Raw genomic sequence first — 19,746 nt, forward strand, 5'->3', positions numbered from 1 at the left:
CAATTTCGCTAGATTTTGTTATAATATAAGAACATTATACCAGAAAGCTAAGAAAATATGTTAGAAATAAAAAACCTGACAGGAGGCTATGTCAATATCCCTGTCTTAAAAGATGTTAGTTTTGAGGTTGGTGATGGTCAATTAATTGGATTGATTGGCTTGAATGGAGCAGGGAAATCAACGACCATTAATGAAATAATTGGCCTATTGCGTCCCTATGCTGGCGAAATCCGAATTGATGGTTTGACTTTAGCTACTTCTCCAAGTGCTTATCGCCAAAAAATTGGTTATATTCCTGAAACACCGAGCCTTTATGAAGAGTTAACCCTGCGTGAGCATATTGAGACAGTGGCGATGGCCTATGACTTGGATCAGGAAGCAGTTTTTGCGCGTGTGACTCCTCTCTTGAAGCAATTCCGACTAGAGGAAAAATTGGATTGGTTTCCTGTCCATTTTTCTAAGGGGATGAAACAAAAGGTCATGATTATTTGTGCCTTTGCTGTTGATCCAAGTTTGTTTATTGTCGACGAGCCTTTCTTAGGTTTGGATCCAGTTGCGATCTCAGATTTAATTCAATTATTGAAGGTGGAAAAAGAGAAGGGGAAATCTATTTTAATGAGTACCCATGTGCTGGATTCTGCTGAAAAAATGTGTGATGCCTTTGTCATCCTCCATAAGGGACAGGTCCGTGCTCAGGGGACTTTAGAGGATTTGCGGACAGAATTTGGAATGGCAGATGCCGATTTGAATGAAATCTACCTTGCACTAACAAAAGAGGCGGACCGATGATTGAAGTTTTACAAAAGAGGAAGACGACCTTTCGCAATCAGTGCTTGAAATATTCTCGCTATGTGTTTAATGATCACTTTGTCCTCTTCCTCCTGATCTTTCTAGGTTTTTTAGCGGTTCAGTACAGCCAATTTTTGCGCTCCCTACCAGAAGATAAGAGCCTCCTCCTCCTTGTACTTACCCTAGCTCCTTTGCTCCTGCTTCCAGTTGGTTCTATCGCTACCTATTTTGAGAAGCCAGACATGATTTTCCTCCTGGCAAAAGAAGAGCAATTGAAAGGCTATTTGAACCAACAAATTTTACGAGCGACTATTTTCTGGGGAATTGTACAAACCCTTGTGCTTGTCCTATTTGTCCCTTTGGCTTTGGCTTTAGGACTGTCTCTTACCATTGTAGTGGTTTATTTGGCTATTCTCTTCTTGTTGAAGGTTCTTGTTTTTCAAGGGAAGGGGAAAAGATTCTATAACCAGGCGGGTCTTGATTGGAAGCGAATCGTAGAGCTAGAAAACCAGAGAAAGCAAAGTATTCTAAGATTTTTCTCCCTTTTTACCACAGTAAAAGGAATGACCAACAGCGTGAAACGGCGGGCTTACTTAGATAAGCTGACAAGCATGGTTCCGAAAGTCAGTTCCAAGACTTGGAACAATCTGTATCTCCGTTCTTATCTCAGAAATGGAGATCTGTTTTCCATGAGCCTGCGTCTATTAGGACTAGCAATCGCTGTCTTTGTTTTCATCCCGCAAACGCTAGTAGCAGTAGCCGTCGCGGGGCTCTTGAATTATTTACTTGTTTTTCAATTGCTCGGACTCTACAAGGCCTTTGATTATCAATATTTGACGCGACTCTTCCCCTTGGAAATCAGTGCTAAAACACGAGGGCTTCTTCAAACGGTTCAATCGGTGACCTTGTTTGTGGTTCTTGTCGAGGGAGGACTGGGATTACTGGTCTTTGAAGAGAAAATTCTCGTCCTGGCCTTGCTAGTTTTCACAGGCTTTTTAGCCTATGGTTATGCACCTTTCAAGGTGAGACGATTAGTTGACGAAACGCTTTAAAATTAGTAAAATAGATGGGAAACTTTTTACGGAGGAAGAGATGGACTCGAACGAAAAAGAGCTAACGTTAACCCCAATTGCTGGTAAAAGCGGAAAAGCCTTTATGGGGACTTATCCGGATGGGGGGAAAGTATTTGTCAAAATGAATACGACTCCAATATTAGCAGGGTTAGCTAAAGAACAAATTGCTCCACAACTCTTATGGAGCCGACGCTTACCTGACGGAAATGTGATGAGCGCACAAGAATGGTTAAATGGAGAAATTTTAACTCCAAATGGGATGGGGAAAAAGCAAGTGGTTCATATCCTGACTCGTTTGCACCGTTCACGTCCCTTGATGACGCAATTGAGAAAGTTGGGCTACACAGCTGAGTCGCCATTGGATTTATTGAATTCTTTGAGCAGTCAGTTGCCAATCGCTTTGCGTCAAAACAATTATTTGCAATCTGTATTAAAGAGTTTACGACAGACTGTTCCAGCTTTTCGAGAAGATTATGCAACCATTGTTCACGGAGATGTCCGTCATAGTAACTGGATTGAAACGGATAGTGGATTTATCTACTTGGTAGATTGGGATTCTGTCCGCTTAACAGATCGGATGATGGATGTGGCTCATGTTTTAAGTCACTACATTCCAGATTCCCAGTGGCAGGATTGGTTGGTCTATTATGGCTATAAGTACAATGAAACTGTATTTGGTAAATTGTACTGGTTTGGTCAATACTCTTTCCTTTGTCAGATTGTAAAATACTATGAAAACAATGATTTAGAGAATGTGAACCGGGAAATTTATGCCTTGCGTAATTTCCGGTCAAAATATGGGAAGGAAGCATGAGAGTTAGAAACCGCAAAGGTGCAACTGAATTATTAGAAGCCAATCCGCAATATGTCATTTTGAAGCCAGAAGAAGCCAAAGGGAAGTGGCATGAGATTTTTGGGAATGACCATCCTATTCATATTGAAGTGGGAAGCGGTAAAGGAGCCTTTATCACTGGAATGGCCAAACAAAATCCAGACATTAACTATATCGGGATTGATATTCAAAAATCAGTATTAAGCTATGCTTTGGATAAGGTGTTAGAAGCTGACGTTCCCAATATCAAGTTGCTTTGGGTAGACGGGGATAGCTTGACCAATTACTTTGAAGACGGTGAGATTGATCAATTGTATCTTAATTTTTCAGATCCTTGGCCGAAGAAACGCCATGAAAAACGTCGTCTAACCTACAAGAGCTTTTTAGATACCTTCAAACAGATTTTGCCAGAGCATGGGGAGATTCATTTCAAGACGGACAATCGAGGACTCTTTGAATACAGTTTGGTGAGTTTTTCTCAGTATGGAATGACCTTGAAGGGTGTCTGGCTAGATCTTCATGCTAGTGATTTTGAGGGAAATGTCATGACCGAATATGAAAAGAAATTCTCAAGTAAGGGTCAGGTCATTTATCGGGTTGAAGCACAATTTTAAAGTCTAGTTAAGGATTGACGTCTCCTGAAAAAGGAGGCGTTTTTCTTTTGGATAATAGCTGGATGAATGAGGAAGGCGAAATCCTTGCATTTCGACGGAACTTGTGCTAGAATATTTAAAACGAATAGAAAAGGAGAGGCGAAGACATATCTTCGCCTCTTGTCTGTGAGGAGGTGTTGTCCTATCGCAACAATTGTTGAATTAGTAACAGAAATTCTTCAACCAGCCATCCAAGCTCCATTTGAATTGGTGGATGTGGAATATGGAAAGATGGGAGGAGATTATGTTCTAAGTATCTTTGTTGATAAGCCAGGTGGTATTACCCTGAATGATACAGCCGATTTAACAGAAGTGATTAGTCCTCTGTTGGATCAGATTCAACCAGATCCATTCCCAGAACAGTACTTCCTAGAAGTGACGAGTCCTGGTTTGGAGCGTCCCTTAAAAACCAAAGATGCAGTGGAAAAAGCTCTGGGTCAATATATCCATGTCAGCTTGTACAAGGCAGTTGACAAACAAAAGATCATTGAAGGAACACTCCTTAAGTTCGAAGATGATCAATTGACCATGGAATACATGGACAAAACCAGAAAGAAAACCATTGAAATCCCCTATAGTCTTGTATCAAAAGCAAGACTCGCTGTCAAATTATAGCAGAAAAGAAAGGAAGGCTCTTAGTAGCCTAAGAGCAAGAAAAGAATGAGTAAAGAAATGCTAGATGCTTTTCGCATCTTGGAAGAAGACAAAGGAATCAAAAAAGAAGATATCATTGAAGCTGTCACAGAATCATTGCGTTCGGCTTATCGGAGACGGTATGGTCAAGCAGAAAGTGCTGCTATCGAATTTAATGAAAAGACTGGTGACTTCCGCGTTTATACTGTTCGTGAAGTAGTGGATGAAGTATTTGATAGCCGGTTAGAAATTAGCTTGAAAGATGCTCTTGCGATTAGCTCTGCCTATGAATTGGGAGACAAAATCAAATTTGAAGAAGCACCTGCTGAGTTTGGTCGTGTCGCAGCCCAATCTGCCAAACAAACCATCATGGAAAAAATGCGCAAGCAAACTCGTGCGATTACCTATAACACTTATAAAGAACATGAAAATGAAATTATGAGTGGAACGGTTGAGCGTTTTGATAATCGCTTTATCTATGTAAATTTAGGGTCTATCGAAGCTCAATTGTCTAAACAAGACCAGATCCCGGGTGAAGTCTTCCAATCTCATGATCGCATCGAAGTCTTTGTCTACAAAGTAGAAGACAATCCTCGTGGGGTCAACGTTTTCGTAAGTCGTAGCCATCCAGAAATGATCAAACGTTTGATGGAGCAAGAAATTCCTGAAGTCTATGATGGAACCGTTGAAATCATGAGCGTGGCGCGTGAAGCTGGGGACCGGACTAAGGTGGCTGTACGTAGCCATAATCCAAACGTGGATGCGATTGGAACCATCGTTGGTCGTGGTGGATCGAATATCAAAAAGATTACTAGCAAGTTCCACCCAGCTCGTTATGATCAGAAATTGGATCGTATGGTCCCAACAGAAGAAAATATTGATGTCATTGAGTGGGTACCAGATCCAGCAGAATTTATCTACAATGCCATTGCGCCTGCTGAGGTCGATCAAGTCATCTTTGATGAAGAAGACAGCAAGCATGCCCTTGTGGTAGTACCAGATAGCAAGCTATCTCTTGCGATCGGTCGTCGTGGTCAAAACGTGCGCTTGGCGGCTCACTTAACTGGCTACCGGATTGATATCAAATCAGCTAGTGAGTACGAAGAAATGGAAGCAAGTCAAGAACCTGCTTTTGAAGAAGTAGAAAGTGATTTGAATTCTATAGACGAATAGGGAGGGAATCATGGTAAAGACAAGAAAAATCCCTTTACGCAAGTCTGTCGTTTCAAATGAGGTCATCGATAAACGAGATCTCTTGCGAATCGTAAAAAATAAAGAAGGTCAAGTTTTTATCGATCCAACTGGGAAAGCAAATGGTCGTGGTGCTTATATCAAGCTTGATAATGAGGAAGCACTTCAAGCCAAGAAGAAGAAAGTCTTCAATCGCAGCTTTAGCATGGAAGTGGATGAAGCTTTCTACGATGAATTGATTGCTTATGTGGATCATAAGGTGAAAAGAAGAGAGTTAGGCCTTGAATAAGCAAAAAGTCAGTAATTTATTGGGATTGGCTCAGCGAGCAGGGAAAATCATCTCTGGAGAAGAGTTGGTCATCAAGTCTGTTCAAGAAGGAAAGGCTCGTTTGGTCTTTCTAGCAGATGATGCAGCTCCCAATCTTACCAAAAAAATCACAGATAAATGCCACTATTATGGCGTTCCGGTATTAACCGTGTTTTCAACACTAGAATTAAGTACTGCCATTGGTCGCTCACGAAAGGTAGCGACCGTGACAGATGCTGGATTTTCAAAGAAAATGAGGTCTCTTATGGAATAGAAGAGGAGGACAGCAATTGTCTAAGAAAAGATTGTATGAGATTGCCAAAGAACTAGGCAAGGAAAGTAAAGAAGTCGTCACACGGGCGAAGGAATTAGGGTTGGAGGTAAAGAGTCACGCTTCTAGTATCGAAGGTGAAGCGGTTGAGCGTTTGGTCAATAGTTTTGCATCAAAGGCGCCCCAAACTCCTAAAGTGAAGGAAGAAAAACAAGTAAAAGTTGCACCGGTTGCAAAAGAACCTGTTGCAAACCAACCAGAAAAGAAAACGGAAACAGCGGCAGCACCTGTTGTGAAGCCAAAGAGTCGTAATTTCAAGGCGGAACGCGAAGCCCGTGCAAAAGAGCAGGCGGAACGTCGTCAACAACAAGGAAATCGACCTAAGAAACAACAAAACGACCGTCGGGATGGGGATCGTTTCCAAAATCGTAATGAGCGAAAAAATCAAGGAAATGACCGCCGCAACCAAGGGAATGATCGTCGCCGTGACCAAGCTGGCAACGGTCAAGGACGTCCAAATCCTGTAAATGGCGCTCCGAAGATTGATTTCAAAGCCCGTGCGGCAGCATTAAAGGCAGAGCAAAATGCGGAATATGCACGTGGTAGTGAAGAACGCTACAAGCAAAACCAAGCAGCCAAGGTAGAGCAAGAACGTCAACAACGTCGTAAGCGCGAAGAGGCAGTTGCGACTGAAGTTGTCGCTCCACAACCAAAGGAAGAACCAGCGAAGGCAACTCCGGTAGTTGCTCCAAGTCCTGCAGCAGTTGATACACGTCGGAAAAAGCAAGCTAGACCAGACAAAAAACGTGAAGATTTTGATCGCGAAGAAGATGGTCCAAGAAAACAACAAAAGAATCGAAGTAGTCAAAACCAAGTGAGAAATCAAAGAAATAGTAACTGGAACAACAACAAAAAGAATAAAAAAGGAAAGAATAACCGCAATGAAGCTCCAAAACCAGTAACAGAGCGTAAATTCCATGAGTTGCCAAGTGAACTTGAGTACACAGATGGAATGACGGTTGCGGAAATCGCAAAACGGATTAAGCGTGAGCCTGCGGAAATCGTTAAGAAACTCTTCATGATGGGAGTGATGGCGACACAAAACCAATCCTTAGATGGCGATACCATTGAACTTCTGTTAGTGGATTATGGAATTGAAGCCAAGAAAAAGGTTGAAGTGGACAATGCAGATATCGAACGCTTCTTCGTCGAAGATGGCTATTTGAATCCAGATGAATTGGTAGAGCGTCCACCAGTTGTCACCATCATGGGACACGTTGACCATGGTAAAACAACCCTTTTGGATACCCTTCGTAATTCACGTGTAGCAACAGGTGAAGCGGGAGGAATCACCCAGCATATCGGGGCTTATCAAATCGTGGAAAATGGCAAGAAGATTACCTTCTTGGATACACCTGGACACGCGGCCTTTACATCTATGCGGGCGCGTGGTGCATCTGTTACGGATATTACCATCTTGGTCGTAGCGGCAGATGATGGAGTTATGCCTCAGACTATCGAAGCTATTAACCACTCAAAAGCGGCTAATGTTCCAATCATTGTGGCTATTAACAAGATTGATAAACCAGGTGCCAACCCAGAACGTGTCATCGGTGAATTGGCAGAGCATGGAGTTATGTCAACTGCCTGGGGTGGAGATTCTGAGTTTGTAGAAATCTCTGCCAAGTTCAACCAAAATATCGATGAGCTCTTGGAAACGGTCCTTCTTGTGGCTGAAATCCAAGAACTTAAAGCAGATCCAACTGTTCGTGCCATTGGTACTGTTATCGAAGCGCGCTTGGATAAAGGAAAAGGTGCGGTCGCAACCCTTCTGGTTCAACAAGGTACCTTGAATGTCCAAGACCCAATCGTTGTTGGTAATACTTTCGGACGTGTCCGTGCCATGACCAATGACCTTGGCCGTCGTGTGAAAGCAGCTGGACCATCTACTCCAGTTTCTATCACTGGTTTGAACGAAGCGCCAATGGCGGGTGACCACTTTGCGGTATATGAAGATGAAAAATCTGCGCGTGCAGCCGGTGAAGAACGTGCCAAACGTGCGCTGATGAAACAACGTCAAGCAACCAACCGTGTCAGCCTTGAAAATCTCTTTGATACTTTGAAGGCTGGAGAAGTGAAATCCGTTAATGTCATCATCAAGGCCGATGTACAAGGTTCGGTTGAAGCCCTTGCTGCTTCCCTTCAAAAGATTGAAGTGGAAGGTGTGAAAGTGACCATCGTTCACTCAGCAGTTGGTGCCATCAACGAATCAGACGTCACCCTTGCAGAAGCTTCAAATGCCTTCATCATTGGATTTAACGTCCGCCCTACGCCTCAAGCACGTCAGCAAGCAGAAGCTGATGAGGTAGAAATCCGTCTTCACTCAATCATCTACAAAGTGATTGAAGAAATGGAAGATGCCATGAAGGGAATGTTGGATCCTGAGTTCGAAGAGAAAGTCATCGGGGAAGCAGTCATTCGTGAAACCTTTAAGGTCTCTAAAGTGGGTACCATCGGTGGATTTATGGTCCTCAGTGGTAAGGTCACTCGTGATTCCAAAGTTCGTGTCATTCGTGACGGTGTCGTCATTTATGATGGGGCTCTTGCTAGCTTGAAACATTATAAAGATGATGTCAAAGAAGTGACAAACGGTCGCGAAGGTGGATTGATGATCGAAGGCTACAATGATATCAAGACTGATGATACCATCGAAGCTTACATTATGGAAGAAATTAAAAAATAAACTGTTAACTAGGAAGGAAGGGAAGAAATCTCCTATTTCCTAGTTTTTAAAGACAGGGCAGAAAGGAGTTCCTATGGCAAGTCATTTTCGGACAGACCGAGTCGGTATGGAGATCAAACGGGAAGTTAACGAAATTTTGCAAAAGAAAGTTCGTGATCCGCGTGTCCAAGGCGTCACTATTACGGATGTTCAAATGCTAGGCGATTTATCGATGGCCAAGGTTTACTATTCGATTATGAGTGACCTGGCTTCAGATAATCAAAAGGCTCAGACAGGGCTGGAAAAAGCAACAGGAACCATCAAGCGCGAATTAGGTCGGAATTTAAAATTGTACAAAATTCCAGATTTAACCTTTGTCAAAGATGAATCCATTGAATATGGAAACAAAATTGATCAAATGTTACGCGATCTTGATAAAAAATAATGAACAAAACGATAGATTCTGTAGAGTCTATCGTTTTTTTATGGCAAAATTCAGAAGAAATTTCAAAAAAACCTTGTGCCGAAGGGGTGGATGTTTTAAAATAGAGTGAGTGAACTTTTATCGAATGATGATGGAGGAAAAGGAATGTCCATTGATTGGCAGAACATTTTATTTAACTTCTTAGGTGGTTTGGGACTATTTTTATATAGTATTAAAACCATGGGTGATGGCTTGCAACAGGCTGCAGGGGATCGCCTTCGTTACTATATCGACAAATATACCAGTAATCCATTTCTAGGGGTGCTCGTAGGGATTGTCGTGACTGCCCTTATCCAGTCTAGTACAGGGGTAACTGTTATTACGGTTGGATTAGTAAGTGCAGGCCTCTTAACGCTACGCCAAGCAATTGGGATCATCATGGGGGCCAATATCGGGACGACGGTTACTTCCTTCATCATTGGTTTTAAGTTGGGAACATATGCCTTGCCGATTATGTTTGTCGGTACAGTCTGTCTCTTCTTTACCAAGAATCGGATAGCTAACAATATTGGTCGGATCTTGTTTGGGGTTGGGGGAATCTTTTATGCCTTAAACCTCATCAGCGCAGGGATGAGTCCTTTGAAAGACTTGCCAGAGTTCAGCCAATATATGGTAACCCTTGGGAAGAATCCAATCCTCGGAGTGCTAGCTGGAGCCATTATCACAGTCTTGATCCAGGCTTCTTCTGCAACGATTGGGATTCTGCAAGGTCTCTACTCAGGTGGATTTTTAGATCTTAAGGGAGCATTGCCAATTTTATTTGGGGATAACATTGGGACTACCCTCACCGTTATCATTGCTGCCATGGGAGCCAATGTTTCTGCCAAACGGGTTGCAGCGACCCACGTCTTATTTAATGTCATCGGGACCATTCTGTGTATCATCTTGTTGGGACCATTTACAAGTATGGTTGAGTTCTTCCAAGCTCAGTTGCATCTCTCACCTGAGATGACGATTGCCTTTTCACATGGTGCTTTTAATGTGACCAACACCATTGTTCAATTCCCATTCATTGGAGCGTTGGCTTACTTTGTGACGAAATTGATTCCTGGTGAGGATGAAGTGGTCAAATACGAGCCACTTTACTTGGATGAAAATCTGATTACCCAAGCTCCTTCGATTGCCTTGGGAAATGCCAAAAAAGAGCTCTTGCACTTAGGAGCTTATGCTGAAAAGATTTTTGATTTATCTTATCGCTATATTTTGAATCAAGAAGAAAAGTTGGCTGAAAAAGGTCATAAAACAGAAGAAGCGATTAATACCATCGATGATCAGTTGACCAAATACTTGATCCGCTTGTCCAGTGAAGCTTTGAGTCCAAAAGAAAGCGAATCCTTGACCAATATTTTGGATTCTTCTCGAGATTTAGAGCGGATTGGAGACCACGCAGAAGCCTTGATCAACCTGACGGATTACCTCATTCGGAAGAAAGTTGTGTTTTCTGATAAAGCCTTGGCTGAATTGGAAGATATCTACCAACAAACTGCGACTTTTGTTAAAGATGCACTTCGAAGTGTAGAAGAAGATAGCCAAGAGTTGGCGGCAGAGTTGGAACAGCGCCATCAGGCAATTGAGAAGCTCGAAAAGAAATTGCGGAAGACCCATATTTCTCGTCTGAACAAGGGCGAGTGTACGCCTCAAGCGGGTGTTAACTTTATTGATATCATCTCTCACTATACACGTGTTGCAGACCATGCCATGAATTTAGCAGAGAAGGTACAATTGGAGCAAATCTAGACAAAGCAAAAATCCAGTTCTTTAGGACTGGATTTTAGAATGTAGACAAACTTTTTTAAAAAAAGCTAGATAAATTTTTCAAAAAAATAATATCAGCTAAGTAGATCTAAAACTTTCCACTGTGAGAAAAGTGGCTGAAACGCTAAAGTTTCAGCCACTCGGGAGTTTTGAGAGTAAAACAGTTTGGCGAACTGTTTTAGCCTGAGCTAAAAAATTGAAAAGCGAAGGGGTTCAAAACTAATTGAACACGGGCTGCGGATCTTGTCAAAAAGATAAGTCTTCCTAGAATCTAAAGATTCTGCGTCAAACTTCCTATTTTGACTTTTTCCGCGAACACCCTTTGTATCTTGATTAAGTCATGGAACTTCGAAGAAGTTCGCTGACGTCCGTACTCACCTAAGGAAAGTTTTAAAGAAGACTTTATATTCATTTTGAAATCCAGCTCTAAAGAACTGGTTTTTTTATCGTATTTATAGAGAATATTAATATATTTAAATAAAATAGGTCTATACCATTTACAAATACAAGACAAAGGATTATAATGTGTATGAATATATCAGTAGAAAGAGAAAGGAAATCATCATGATAACCTATATACAAGCAGATCAATTCTTTTATCCCTATGGCATTCGTAAGGGAGGATATCTAGAAATTGTCGATGGCAAATTCGGGAAACATGTGGATCAGCTGCCAGAGAGTGCTACCGTTTTGGATTATACAGGCTATAGTATTGCTCCTGGATTAGTCGATACGCACATCCATGGATTTGGTGGAGTTGACGTTATGGACAACAACATCGAAGGAACCCTTCATACTATGAGTGAGGGTCTCTTGAGTACAGGGGTCACTAGCTTTTTGCCAACAACCTTGACCTCTTCTTATGAGCAATTGTTAGCAGTCACTGAAAACATTGGGGCACGCTACCAAGAAGCGTCTGGTGCTAAGATTCGGGGTATTTACTTTGAAGGACCTTACTTTACAGAGAAGTACAAAGGGGCACAAAATCCAGCCTACATGAAAGATCCTCGAATGGATGAATTCCGTGCATGGCAAAAAGCAGCCAACGGCTTGCTCAATAAAATTGCCCTTGCTCCTGAGCGAGATGGTGTAGAAGACTTTGTCCGCACAGTGACAGGAGAAGGGGTAACGGTTGCGCTTGGTCACTCCAATGCAACCTTTGACGAAGCCAAAAAAGCAGTGGATGCTGGGGCTAGTGTCTGGGTACATGCCTATAACGGAATGCGCGGTTTGACGCACCGTGAGTTGGGAATGGTTGGGGCTATGTACCAACTTCCTCATACTTATGCAGAGTTAATCTGTGATGGCCATCACGTTGATCCAAAAGCCTGCGACATCCTTCTCAAACAAAAAGGAGTGGAAAATATCGCCTTGATCACCGACTGTATGACAGCTGGTGGCTTGGAAGATGGCGACTACATGTTAGGTGAATTCCCTGTTGTCGTAGAAAATGGAACAGCTCGTTTAAAATCGACAGGGAACCTGGCTGGTTCGATCTTGAAGCTTAAAGATGGCTTGAAGAATGTTGTTGAGTGGGGCATAGCTAATCCTCATGAAGCGGTCATGATGGCGAGTCTCAACCCCGCTAAATCTGTCCATATTGATGATGTCTGTGGCCAAATCCGTGAGGGTTATGACGCTGACTTTATTGTATTGGATAAAGATTTAGAGTTGGTAGCAACCTTCTTGGATGGCCAAAAACGATTTGAAGCCTAATGGTGAAAAAGAGGTTCAAATACGAATCTCTTACTTTCGCCAGACTCAAAATTGAATGTATCCCATAAGCTGAGATGAGAGTCTCAGCTTATTTAAATCGGATTCCTTGACCTAGCCATTTGTCTCTTTGCTCCGATACATGGTATAATGAAAGTAATTGAATCGTGAGGTAGTTTTATGAATAAGATAAACGTACGTTTTTTATTGATGGGCTTGTTTTTCTTTATCTACGGTATGTTGCGCCGTAGTCCCGTCATCTTAGTGGCAGGTAGTGCCTTTTTACTCTATGCCTTTTTTAGTAAATCGATGGTGCAGCCGAAGGAAAATATCTTTAAGCCAAAGTTGCGCTTGAATGCGAAGAATTCTAAGTCTGGTGAAAAAACCAAGGAAAGTGACGGGAAATAAGATGAAGAGCTACAAACTAAATGACGGACGCCACATTCCTGTACTAGGTTTTGGTACTTGGAAGGCAAAAGATGGCGAGGAAGCTTATCAAGCAGTAAAAGCAACCTTGGAAGCCGGTTATCGCCATATTGATACGGCAGCCATCTATCAAAACGAAGAAAGCGTCGGAAAGGCTATCAAAGATAGTGGTATTCCAAGAGAAGAGCTTTTTGTAACGACCAAGTTGTGGAATAATCGACACACCTATGAGGATGCTGTCAATGGCCTAGAAGAATCTTTGCACAAATTGGGACTAGATTATATCGATTTGTACCTCATCCACTGGCCAAATCCTGTGACTCACCGAGAAAATGAGGCTTGGAAAGAACGGAATCGTGAGGTTTGGAGAGCCATGGAAGAGATGCAGGCAGAAGGAAAGATCCGTTCTATTGGCGTGAGTAACTTCCTGCCCCATCACCTGGATGCTTTGTTGGAGAGTGCCAAAGTTCTTCCGGCAGTCAATCAGATCCGCTTGGCCCCTGGAGTCTATCAAGAGGAAGTGGTCCGTTATTGCCGTGATAAAGGAATTTTATTGGAAGCTTGGGGTCCATTTGGCCAAGGAGAGCTTTTTCAAAATGAGACAGTCCTCACATTGGCTAAGCAGTATGATGTAACTCCAGCCCAGCTTCTCTTAGCTTGGAGTTTAGCAGAAGGATTTTTGCCTTTGCCCAAGTCAGTAACTCCTGAGCGGATTGCAAGTAATCTGCAATGCACTGCGATTGCATTATCCCCAGAAGATTGTGACCTTCTTCGGAAGATCCCGGTAGAGGCGGGGGCACCGAATCCAGATACCAAAGACTTTTAAGATCGTTTATTTATAGACAGTGAGAGGTTGCTCTCGCTGTCTTTTTTTGTGCAATGATATGAAAAAACGAATGATTTGTTTTAAATATCTAATTATTTGGATAATAAAATCACCAAAAAACAAACGAAAAATAACTAATTAAAGATATTGTACGGAAATATTACAATTTGATAACAAAGTTAATGTTGAGTGAATTTTCTGAAAAATTAGGAGTATAATAAGAATAATTTAGTATATAGGGGGAATTTTATGAGTAAACAGCGTTTCTCATTGAGAAAATATAAGTTTGGTGTTGCATCGGTGCTGTTAGGATCTGTTCTTGTCTTTGGAGCAGGGAATGTAAGTGCTGATGAAGCGAAACAACCAGAGACGGCAGTCGTTGCATCTGCAGAAGCAAATCCAGTATCGCCAAGTGAGTCTGCGTCTCCTGTAACGAATCAGGCAAGTGAGCAGACTACAGGCTCAGTAGTTGAAAATGGTAAAGTTGTTGACGAGCCGGCTTCCTCAGACAAAGGGGCAACAACTCCATCTGTCGAATCAGATAGCCAAGTCCTTGCGCAGGAAGCAAAAACAGAGGGTCAAGCTACTAAAAAGCAAGCGGAAGTCGTAACTAAAACCGAAGAAAAAACTGTAGAAAAAACTGGAGAAAAAGCATCTGAAGGACAGGAAAAAACAGAAGAAAAACCTTCTTCAACAGAGGAGAAGAGTGAGGCTAAACCTGTATCGGAAGCAAGAACTGAAAAGAAAGCTGAAGATAAACCATTAAGTATCAGCAGCAATACGATTATTAATGTGCCCCAAACTTGGGAAAAAGGCTACAAGGGTGAAGGGACTGTTGTTGCGGTCATTGACTCTGGTTTAGATGTCTACCATGAAGTATTGCGGATTTCAGACCCTACAAAAGGGAAATTCAAAAATCAAACAGAATTAGAAGCTGCCAAAAAAGCAGCGGGAATTGACTACGGAAAATGGTACAACGATAAGGTTGTCTTTGCCTATGATTATATGGATGGAGATGACAATATCAAAGAAAAAGACCATGATTCACACGGTATGCACGTAACAGGGATCGCTACTGGGAACCCTGACAAAAAAGCTGGGGATGGCAACTACGTATATGGAGTTGCTCCAGAAGCCCAAGTGATGTTCATGCGAGTTTTCTCTGATCGTAGTGGATCAACCAGCGATGTTGTCTATGTGAAAGCGATTGATGACGCAGTGGCATTGGGAGCTGATGTCATTAACATGAGTCTAGGATCTGGGACAGGATCTACAGTGAATGCTAGCCCTGCTGTCCGAGAAGCGATCCAACGAGCACGCGCCAAAGGGGTTAGTGTCGTCATAGCTGCGGGTAATAGCAATACCTATGGATACGGTTATAACAACCCAAGTGCTGAAAACCCTGATTATGGTGTCGTGGGTAGTCCTTCAACCGTAGAAGAGTCTATTTCTGTTGCATCAGTAAATGATTCATTCGTAACGGAAGAAGTCTTTACAGTGCGTGGTTTGGAAGACAATGCCGACTTGGATAAAGGAAAGTTCACCTATACAGCAGCTGAAACAGATGCCAATTTCGAAAATGGGAAAGAATATGACTATGTGGATGCTGGTTTGGGGCGTGAGAGTGATTTAGAAAGTCTCGATTTGACTGGTAAAGTCGCCCTCATCAAACGTGGTGAAATCACCTTCTCAGATAAGGTCGCTAATGTCTATAAAAAAGGAGCGATTGGAGCCCTTATTTACAATAGTGTCGAAGGCGCGAATGTCAAAATGGGTCTCGAAGGCGATGCGAGAAAGATTCCTGCGGTATTTATTTCTAAGCGATATGGAGAAGCGATCAAAGACAAAGACTACAAGATAGTCTTTGATGGCAGTCTGGATAACCGTCCAAACCCTGACGCAGGAAAAATGTCTGAATTCTCTAGTTGGGGAGTGTCAACGGATGGACAATTGAAACCAGATGTTACTGCACCTGGTGGATCGATCTTCTCTTCACTAAATGACAATAGCTATGGCAGTATGAGCGGAACCAGTATGGCCTCTCCTCATGTGGCTGGGGTTTCGGCTTTGGTGAAGGAATACCTCCAAGCTCATCATCCAGAACTTTCACCAGAGGAGCTATCTGCAACGGTCAAGGCCTTGATCATGTCAACTGCAAAACCGCACTTCAACAAAGAAACGGGGGCCTACACTTCAGTACGTCAACAAGGGGCGGGGATTGTAGATACTGCTGCGGCGGTTTCAACAGACCTATATGTAACGAATGAAGATGCTTACCCAAGTGTTACGCTTGGCAATGTGGAAGATCGATTCAGTTTTGATGTGACCGTTCATAATATTTCTGATACTGACAGAGAGTTGAAGATGATTGTGAATACCACAACAGACGATGTGAAAGACGATCACTTCACCTTGAAACCACGGAAATTAACAGAGACAGTATGGCCAAATGTCACCGTAAAAGCCCATAGCAGTCAGACAGTGACAGTGACTGTCGATTCGTCTAAGTTTGCAGAAGAATTATCTAAATTGATGCCGAACGGTTACTTCTTAGAAGGTTTTGTTCGCTTTGTGGATCCAGCAGATGACGGCGATGTGGTTAGCATTCCATTTATGGGCTTCCGTGGTTCCTTCCAAGATATCCCTGCGGTTGAAAAACCAATCTACAACTTGGTAAGAGAAGGGAAATCAGGATTCTACTATGATGTTCCAGATAGCAAACACGTGCCATCCAATGCGAATGTAACATCCTTAGTCTCAAACGCCAATGACGTGCTCTATTCGACTGCTAAGAAAGAAACAGCAGAACGAAGCCCAATCGTTCTTGGAACCGTGGAAACACCAGAAGGGTTGAATGTCCTTCATTTGGATGCTGACGGCAATGTTCGTCTGGCTATTTCTCCAGATGGAGATGGAAACAAAGATTACGTGCAGTACCGTGCTGTAGTCTTGCGAAACCTAAATAATATGAAAGCGGCTGTCTACAAGGCAGATGATCAAGCTTTTGCTAATCCAATTTGGACAAGTACAGGAACTTTCTCTGCTCGTAAGAATTACTTTGACGGACGTGGGAAACAATCTTATCTAGTCGATAACACGGCTTGGGAAGGAACGGATGCCAAGGGTGAAAAGGTGGCGGATGGTCACTATGTTTATGAGGTTCGTTATACGCCAGCAGTTCCAGGAGCAGAGGAGCAAGTTGTTCGCTTTAACCTCCAAATTGATACCCAAAAACCAGTCTTGACTTCAGGTTATACGACCAAGAAGGATGGAGTAGAAACCTTCTATGCTCGTAAAACAAAAGATGTTGGCAATGGTGGAATCTTACGAGAGCAAGTCTTCTATGTCAAAGCCTTTGATGAAGAAGGAACCCTGGTTAAGGATGGGAAAGACGCCCTAGGGAAGACTAGTCGCTTTGAAAACCGTGTCTATTTAACGGCAAATGAAGATGGTGGCTATACTCTTCCAGAAGGAATCAGTAAAGACTTACTTTACTATGTGGTAGAAGACTACGCTGGAAACCGTGACTTTGCCTCTCTTGCTGATTTTGCTGGTACTGAAGATAGTGGCCGGATTAAGGTGTCAGTCCTAGATGCCGATACACATAAAGAATTAGATACCGATTTTGTCTACCGTATCAAGGATGATCAAGGACAGTATGTCAACTTAGACAAAGGGAAAGAAATCAATTTCCTTAAGTTTGGTAGCTATGTGGCAGAACTCTTTGCCTATGACAAATCAGATCTGAAACTTGTCAGCCAACGAACTCAGAAATTTGAAATCACTGCAGAGGACAGCTTTAAGACCATTGAATTCTTGGCCAAAGAGATTGTCACTGCACCATTGAGCCTGGTCTTTGATCAAGCAGTACCAAGAACAACACCAGTTGTCTTGAAAAATCAAGCTGGTGAAACCTTTGTCCTTCCAGTTCAACGCTATGGCAAGAATGCTTTTGGAAAAGATATCCCAGTTGGAACCTATACGATTTCAGTTAGTCTACCAACAGGCTATGAGTTGTTTGAGGATGCACCGACTGTGACCGTTCTAGCGAACCAAAACAATCTCACAAAACTATCTGTTGTCATTAAGACCCAATTGTTGCAATTGTTGGCTCAACAAGCTAACTTGACTAGCACTCCACAGTACTTTAATGCAACGAGTGAAAAACGTTTAGCCTATGATGCAGCTTATCAAGAAGCTCAGAAAGCTCTTGCAGCTAAGTTATCACAAGCAGAGGTTAACCAAATCTTTTCAAATCTTGGATTGGTTACAAGTCAATTAGACGGAAAAGAGTCTGATTTTACAGCGCTAAAATCAGCCATTGCTGCCTATGATGTAACCTCAAAAACAGGTCGTTATGCAAACGCTAAGGATTCCGCTCGACGTACCTTTGACCAAAGCTTTAAGGAATTGGCCCTCTTGCTCGTCCGTGAAGGTGTGACACAAGAGCAAATCAACCAAGCACTTGCGAGCTACCAAGTAGCTGATCAACAGCTAAATGGAAAAACAACCGATTTCTCAAGTCTTAAGAAATTGATTGCGGCAGAACTTCAGTTCCAAGCTAAGAACGCTAAGTTTATCTATGCAGCAGATAAGGTGAAGGTAGACTACCTTCAAGCCTTTATCCGAGCTCAAGCTGTATTGGCTAATCCTGGTGCTAGTCAACAGGAAGTTAAGGCGGCCTTAGCAGAGGTTAAAGCTGCTAAGAAAAAATTAAATGGGAAGAAACCAAAGGTTGCAAAACGCCCATAACCTTCCCCTTTCTTTGAAAGAAATTGCGACAAGTCTGAAACACCTGTTTCAGACTTGTTTTTTGTTTACACTCGGATAGAAATCTGCTATAATACTAGTCAAGAAAGAAAGGCTTATGGCGTTTTTTTAGCGAGCTTGGGATAGTGAAAGCCAAGCAGAACAAGATAGGCAAGTGGCGCTTTCTCTCAGTAAAAAGCTGAGTACAGTAGAATAAAATGAAGTAATAAATTAGGGTGGAACCGCGTTTTTGACGCCCCTAGGTCACTTGACTTAGGAGCAAAGACATGGTTTTTTTGTTTTCTGAGTTGAGCGCATAAAAAAAATAAAGGAGTAAAATATGTCCAATAAACTAACCTTTCAAGAAATAATTTTGACTTTGCAACAATACTGGAATGACCAGGGTTGTATGCTGATGCAGGCTTATGATAATGAAAAAGGTGCGGGAACCATGAGCCCTTACACCTTCCTTCGTGCCATTGGTCCTGAGCCATGGAATGCGGCTTATGTAGAGCCATCTCGTCGTCCAGCGGACGGTCGTTACGGGGAAAACCCAAACCGTCTTTACCAACACCACCAATTCCAAGTGGTCATGAAACCATCGCCTTCAAATATCCAAGAACTCTACCTTGAATCATTGGAAAAATTGGGGATCAATCCTTTAGAACACGATATCCGTTTCGTTGAAGATAACTGGGAAAACCCATCAACTGGATCAGCTGGTCTTGGTTGGGAAGTGTGGCTTGACGGTATGGAAATCACCCAGTTCACCTACTTCCAACAAGTCGGTGGTTTGGCAACTGGTCCTGTTACTGCTGAGGTCACTTATGGGTTGGAGCGTTTAGCTTCTTACATCCAAGAAGTAGATTCTGTTTACGATATTGAGTGGGCTCCAGGGGTTAAATACGGAGAAATCTTCCTTCAACCTGAATATGAGCACTCAAAATACAGCTTTGAAGTTTCTGACCAAGATATGCTTCTTGAAAACTTCGAAAAATTTGAAAAAGAAGCAGGACGTGCTTTGGAATTGGGACTTGTGCACCCAGCCTATGACTACGTTTTGAAATGTTCACACACCTTCAACTTGCTTGATGCTCGTGGAGCTGTATCCGTTACAGAACGTGCCGGCTACATTGCCCGTATCCGTAACTTGGCCCGTGTCGTAGCCAAAACCTTCGTCGCAGAACGTAAAAAACTTGGTTACCCACTTCTCGACGAAGCCACACGCGCTAAACTCCTAGCAGAAGAGGAAGAATAAAAAGAGTATATTAAAAAGGATTTGATTATAGAGGAATCCTACAGAACCAGTTGCCGCAGTGATA

15 protein-coding genes and 2 pseudogenes are annotated in these 19,746 nt (G+C 42.5%); all 17 read left to right on the plus strand.

The features are described from left to right. Nucleotides 1-57 precede the first annotated feature (57 nt). The 17 genes and pseudogenes from AC3E8G_RS06860 to glyQ all read left to right on the plus strand — a co-directional run bounded on the left by AC3E8G_RS06860 (nucleotide 58) and on the right by glyQ (nucleotide 19,682). Nucleotides 58-789 carry an ABC transporter ATP-binding protein gene (locus AC3E8G_RS06860; protein ID WP_125336180.1) on the plus strand — a complete coding sequence of 244 codons (732 nt, stop codon included), beginning with the start codon at nucleotides 58-60 and terminating at the stop codon, nucleotides 787-789. Next, on the plus strand, nucleotides 786-1,841 hold the full coding sequence (locus tag AC3E8G_RS06865) for an ABC transporter permease (protein WP_490677327.1): 1,056 nt from the start codon (nucleotides 786-788) through the stop codon (nucleotides 1,839-1,841). Before AC3E8G_RS06860 ends, AC3E8G_RS06865 begins: the two co-directional genes overlap by 4 nt. A 40-nt stretch (nucleotides 1,842-1,881) precedes the next feature. Continuing rightward, nucleotides 1,882-2,676, plus strand: a complete 795-nt coding sequence (ccrZ, locus tag AC3E8G_RS06870; protein ID WP_023022280.1) for a cell cycle regulator CcrZ — start codon at nucleotides 1,882-1,884, stop codon at nucleotides 2,674-2,676. Next, on the plus strand, nucleotides 2,673-3,308 hold the full coding sequence (gene trmB / locus AC3E8G_RS06875) for a tRNA (guanosine(46)-N7)-methyltransferase TrmB (RefSeq protein ID WP_048688825.1): 636 nt from the start codon (nucleotides 2,673-2,675) through the stop codon (nucleotides 3,306-3,308). Before ccrZ ends, trmB begins: the two co-directional genes overlap by 4 nt. A 165-nt stretch (nucleotides 3,309-3,473) precedes the next feature. Then, nucleotides 3,474-3,962: a ribosome maturation factor RimP gene (gene rimP / locus AC3E8G_RS06880; RefSeq protein WP_490677354.1), complete on the plus strand. Its 489-nt coding sequence runs from the start codon at nucleotides 3,474-3,476 to the stop codon at nucleotides 3,960-3,962. A gap of 45 nt (nucleotides 3,963-4,007) precedes the next feature. Then, a complete protein-coding gene (gene nusA / locus AC3E8G_RS06885; RefSeq protein WP_154859380.1) occupies nucleotides 4,008-5,153 on the plus strand; it encodes a transcription termination factor NusA in 1,146 nt (381 codons plus the stop codon). 10 nt (nucleotides 5,154-5,163) lie between these two features. Then, nucleotides 5,164-5,460, plus strand: coding sequence for an RNase P modulator RnpM (rnpM, locus tag AC3E8G_RS06890; RefSeq protein ID WP_006596879.1), 297 nt, complete (start codon nucleotides 5,164-5,166; stop codon nucleotides 5,458-5,460). Next, complete coding sequence (locus AC3E8G_RS06895; protein WP_154859378.1) at nucleotides 5,453-5,752, plus strand: YlxQ-related RNA-binding protein; 300 nt, start codon at nucleotides 5,453-5,455, stop codon at nucleotides 5,750-5,752. The genes rnpM and AC3E8G_RS06895 overlap by 8 nt, the downstream gene beginning before the upstream one ends. Nucleotides 5,753-5,768: 16 nt before the next feature. Next, nucleotides 5,769-5,928, plus strand: a pseudogene (locus AC3E8G_RS06900) (translation initiation factor IF-2 N-terminal domain-containing protein); the annotation flags it as partial. Between the two features lie 356 nt (nucleotides 5,929-6,284). Continuing rightward, nucleotides 6,285-8,492, plus strand: a pseudogene (gene infB / locus AC3E8G_RS06905) (translation initiation factor IF-2); the annotation flags it as partial. A 73-nt stretch (nucleotides 8,493-8,565) separates the two neighbouring features. After that, complete coding sequence (gene rbfA / locus AC3E8G_RS06910) at nucleotides 8,566-8,916, plus strand: 30S ribosome-binding factor RbfA (RefSeq protein ID WP_006596876.1); 351 nt, start codon at nucleotides 8,566-8,568, stop codon at nucleotides 8,914-8,916. 144 nt (nucleotides 8,917-9,060) lie between these two features. Further along, on the plus strand, nucleotides 9,061-10,692 hold the full coding sequence (locus tag AC3E8G_RS06915) for a Na/Pi cotransporter family protein (protein WP_154859375.1): 1,632 nt from the start codon (nucleotides 9,061-9,063) through the stop codon (nucleotides 10,690-10,692). A 582-nt stretch (nucleotides 10,693-11,274) separates the two neighbouring features. Beyond that, nucleotides 11,275-12,426, plus strand: a complete 1,152-nt coding sequence (gene nagA / locus AC3E8G_RS06920; protein WP_485769556.1) for an N-acetylglucosamine-6-phosphate deacetylase — start codon at nucleotides 11,275-11,277, stop codon at nucleotides 12,424-12,426. Between the two features lie 177 nt (nucleotides 12,427-12,603). Beyond that, complete coding sequence (locus AC3E8G_RS06925; RefSeq protein WP_485769557.1) at nucleotides 12,604-12,831, plus strand: hypothetical protein; 228 nt, start codon at nucleotides 12,604-12,606, stop codon at nucleotides 12,829-12,831. A 1-nt stretch (nucleotide 12,832) separates the two neighbouring features. Next, on the plus strand, nucleotides 12,833-13,675 hold the full coding sequence (locus AC3E8G_RS06930; protein ID WP_490677328.1) for an aldo/keto reductase: 843 nt from the start codon (nucleotides 12,833-12,835) through the stop codon (nucleotides 13,673-13,675). A 249-nt stretch (nucleotides 13,676-13,924) separates the two neighbouring features. Then, complete coding sequence (locus AC3E8G_RS06935; protein WP_490677329.1) at nucleotides 13,925-18,427, plus strand: S8 family serine peptidase; 4,503 nt, start codon at nucleotides 13,925-13,927, stop codon at nucleotides 18,425-18,427. A gap of 337 nt (nucleotides 18,428-18,764) precedes the next feature. Next, entirely contained in the window at nucleotides 18,765-19,682 is a 918-nt protein-coding gene (glyQ, locus tag AC3E8G_RS06940; RefSeq protein WP_070678117.1) for a glycine--tRNA ligase subunit alpha, read from the plus strand. Nucleotides 19,683-19,746: the final 64 nt, after the last annotated feature.

This window comes from Streptococcus sp. SCPM-O-B-15294 (M123), assembly GCF_058200455.1.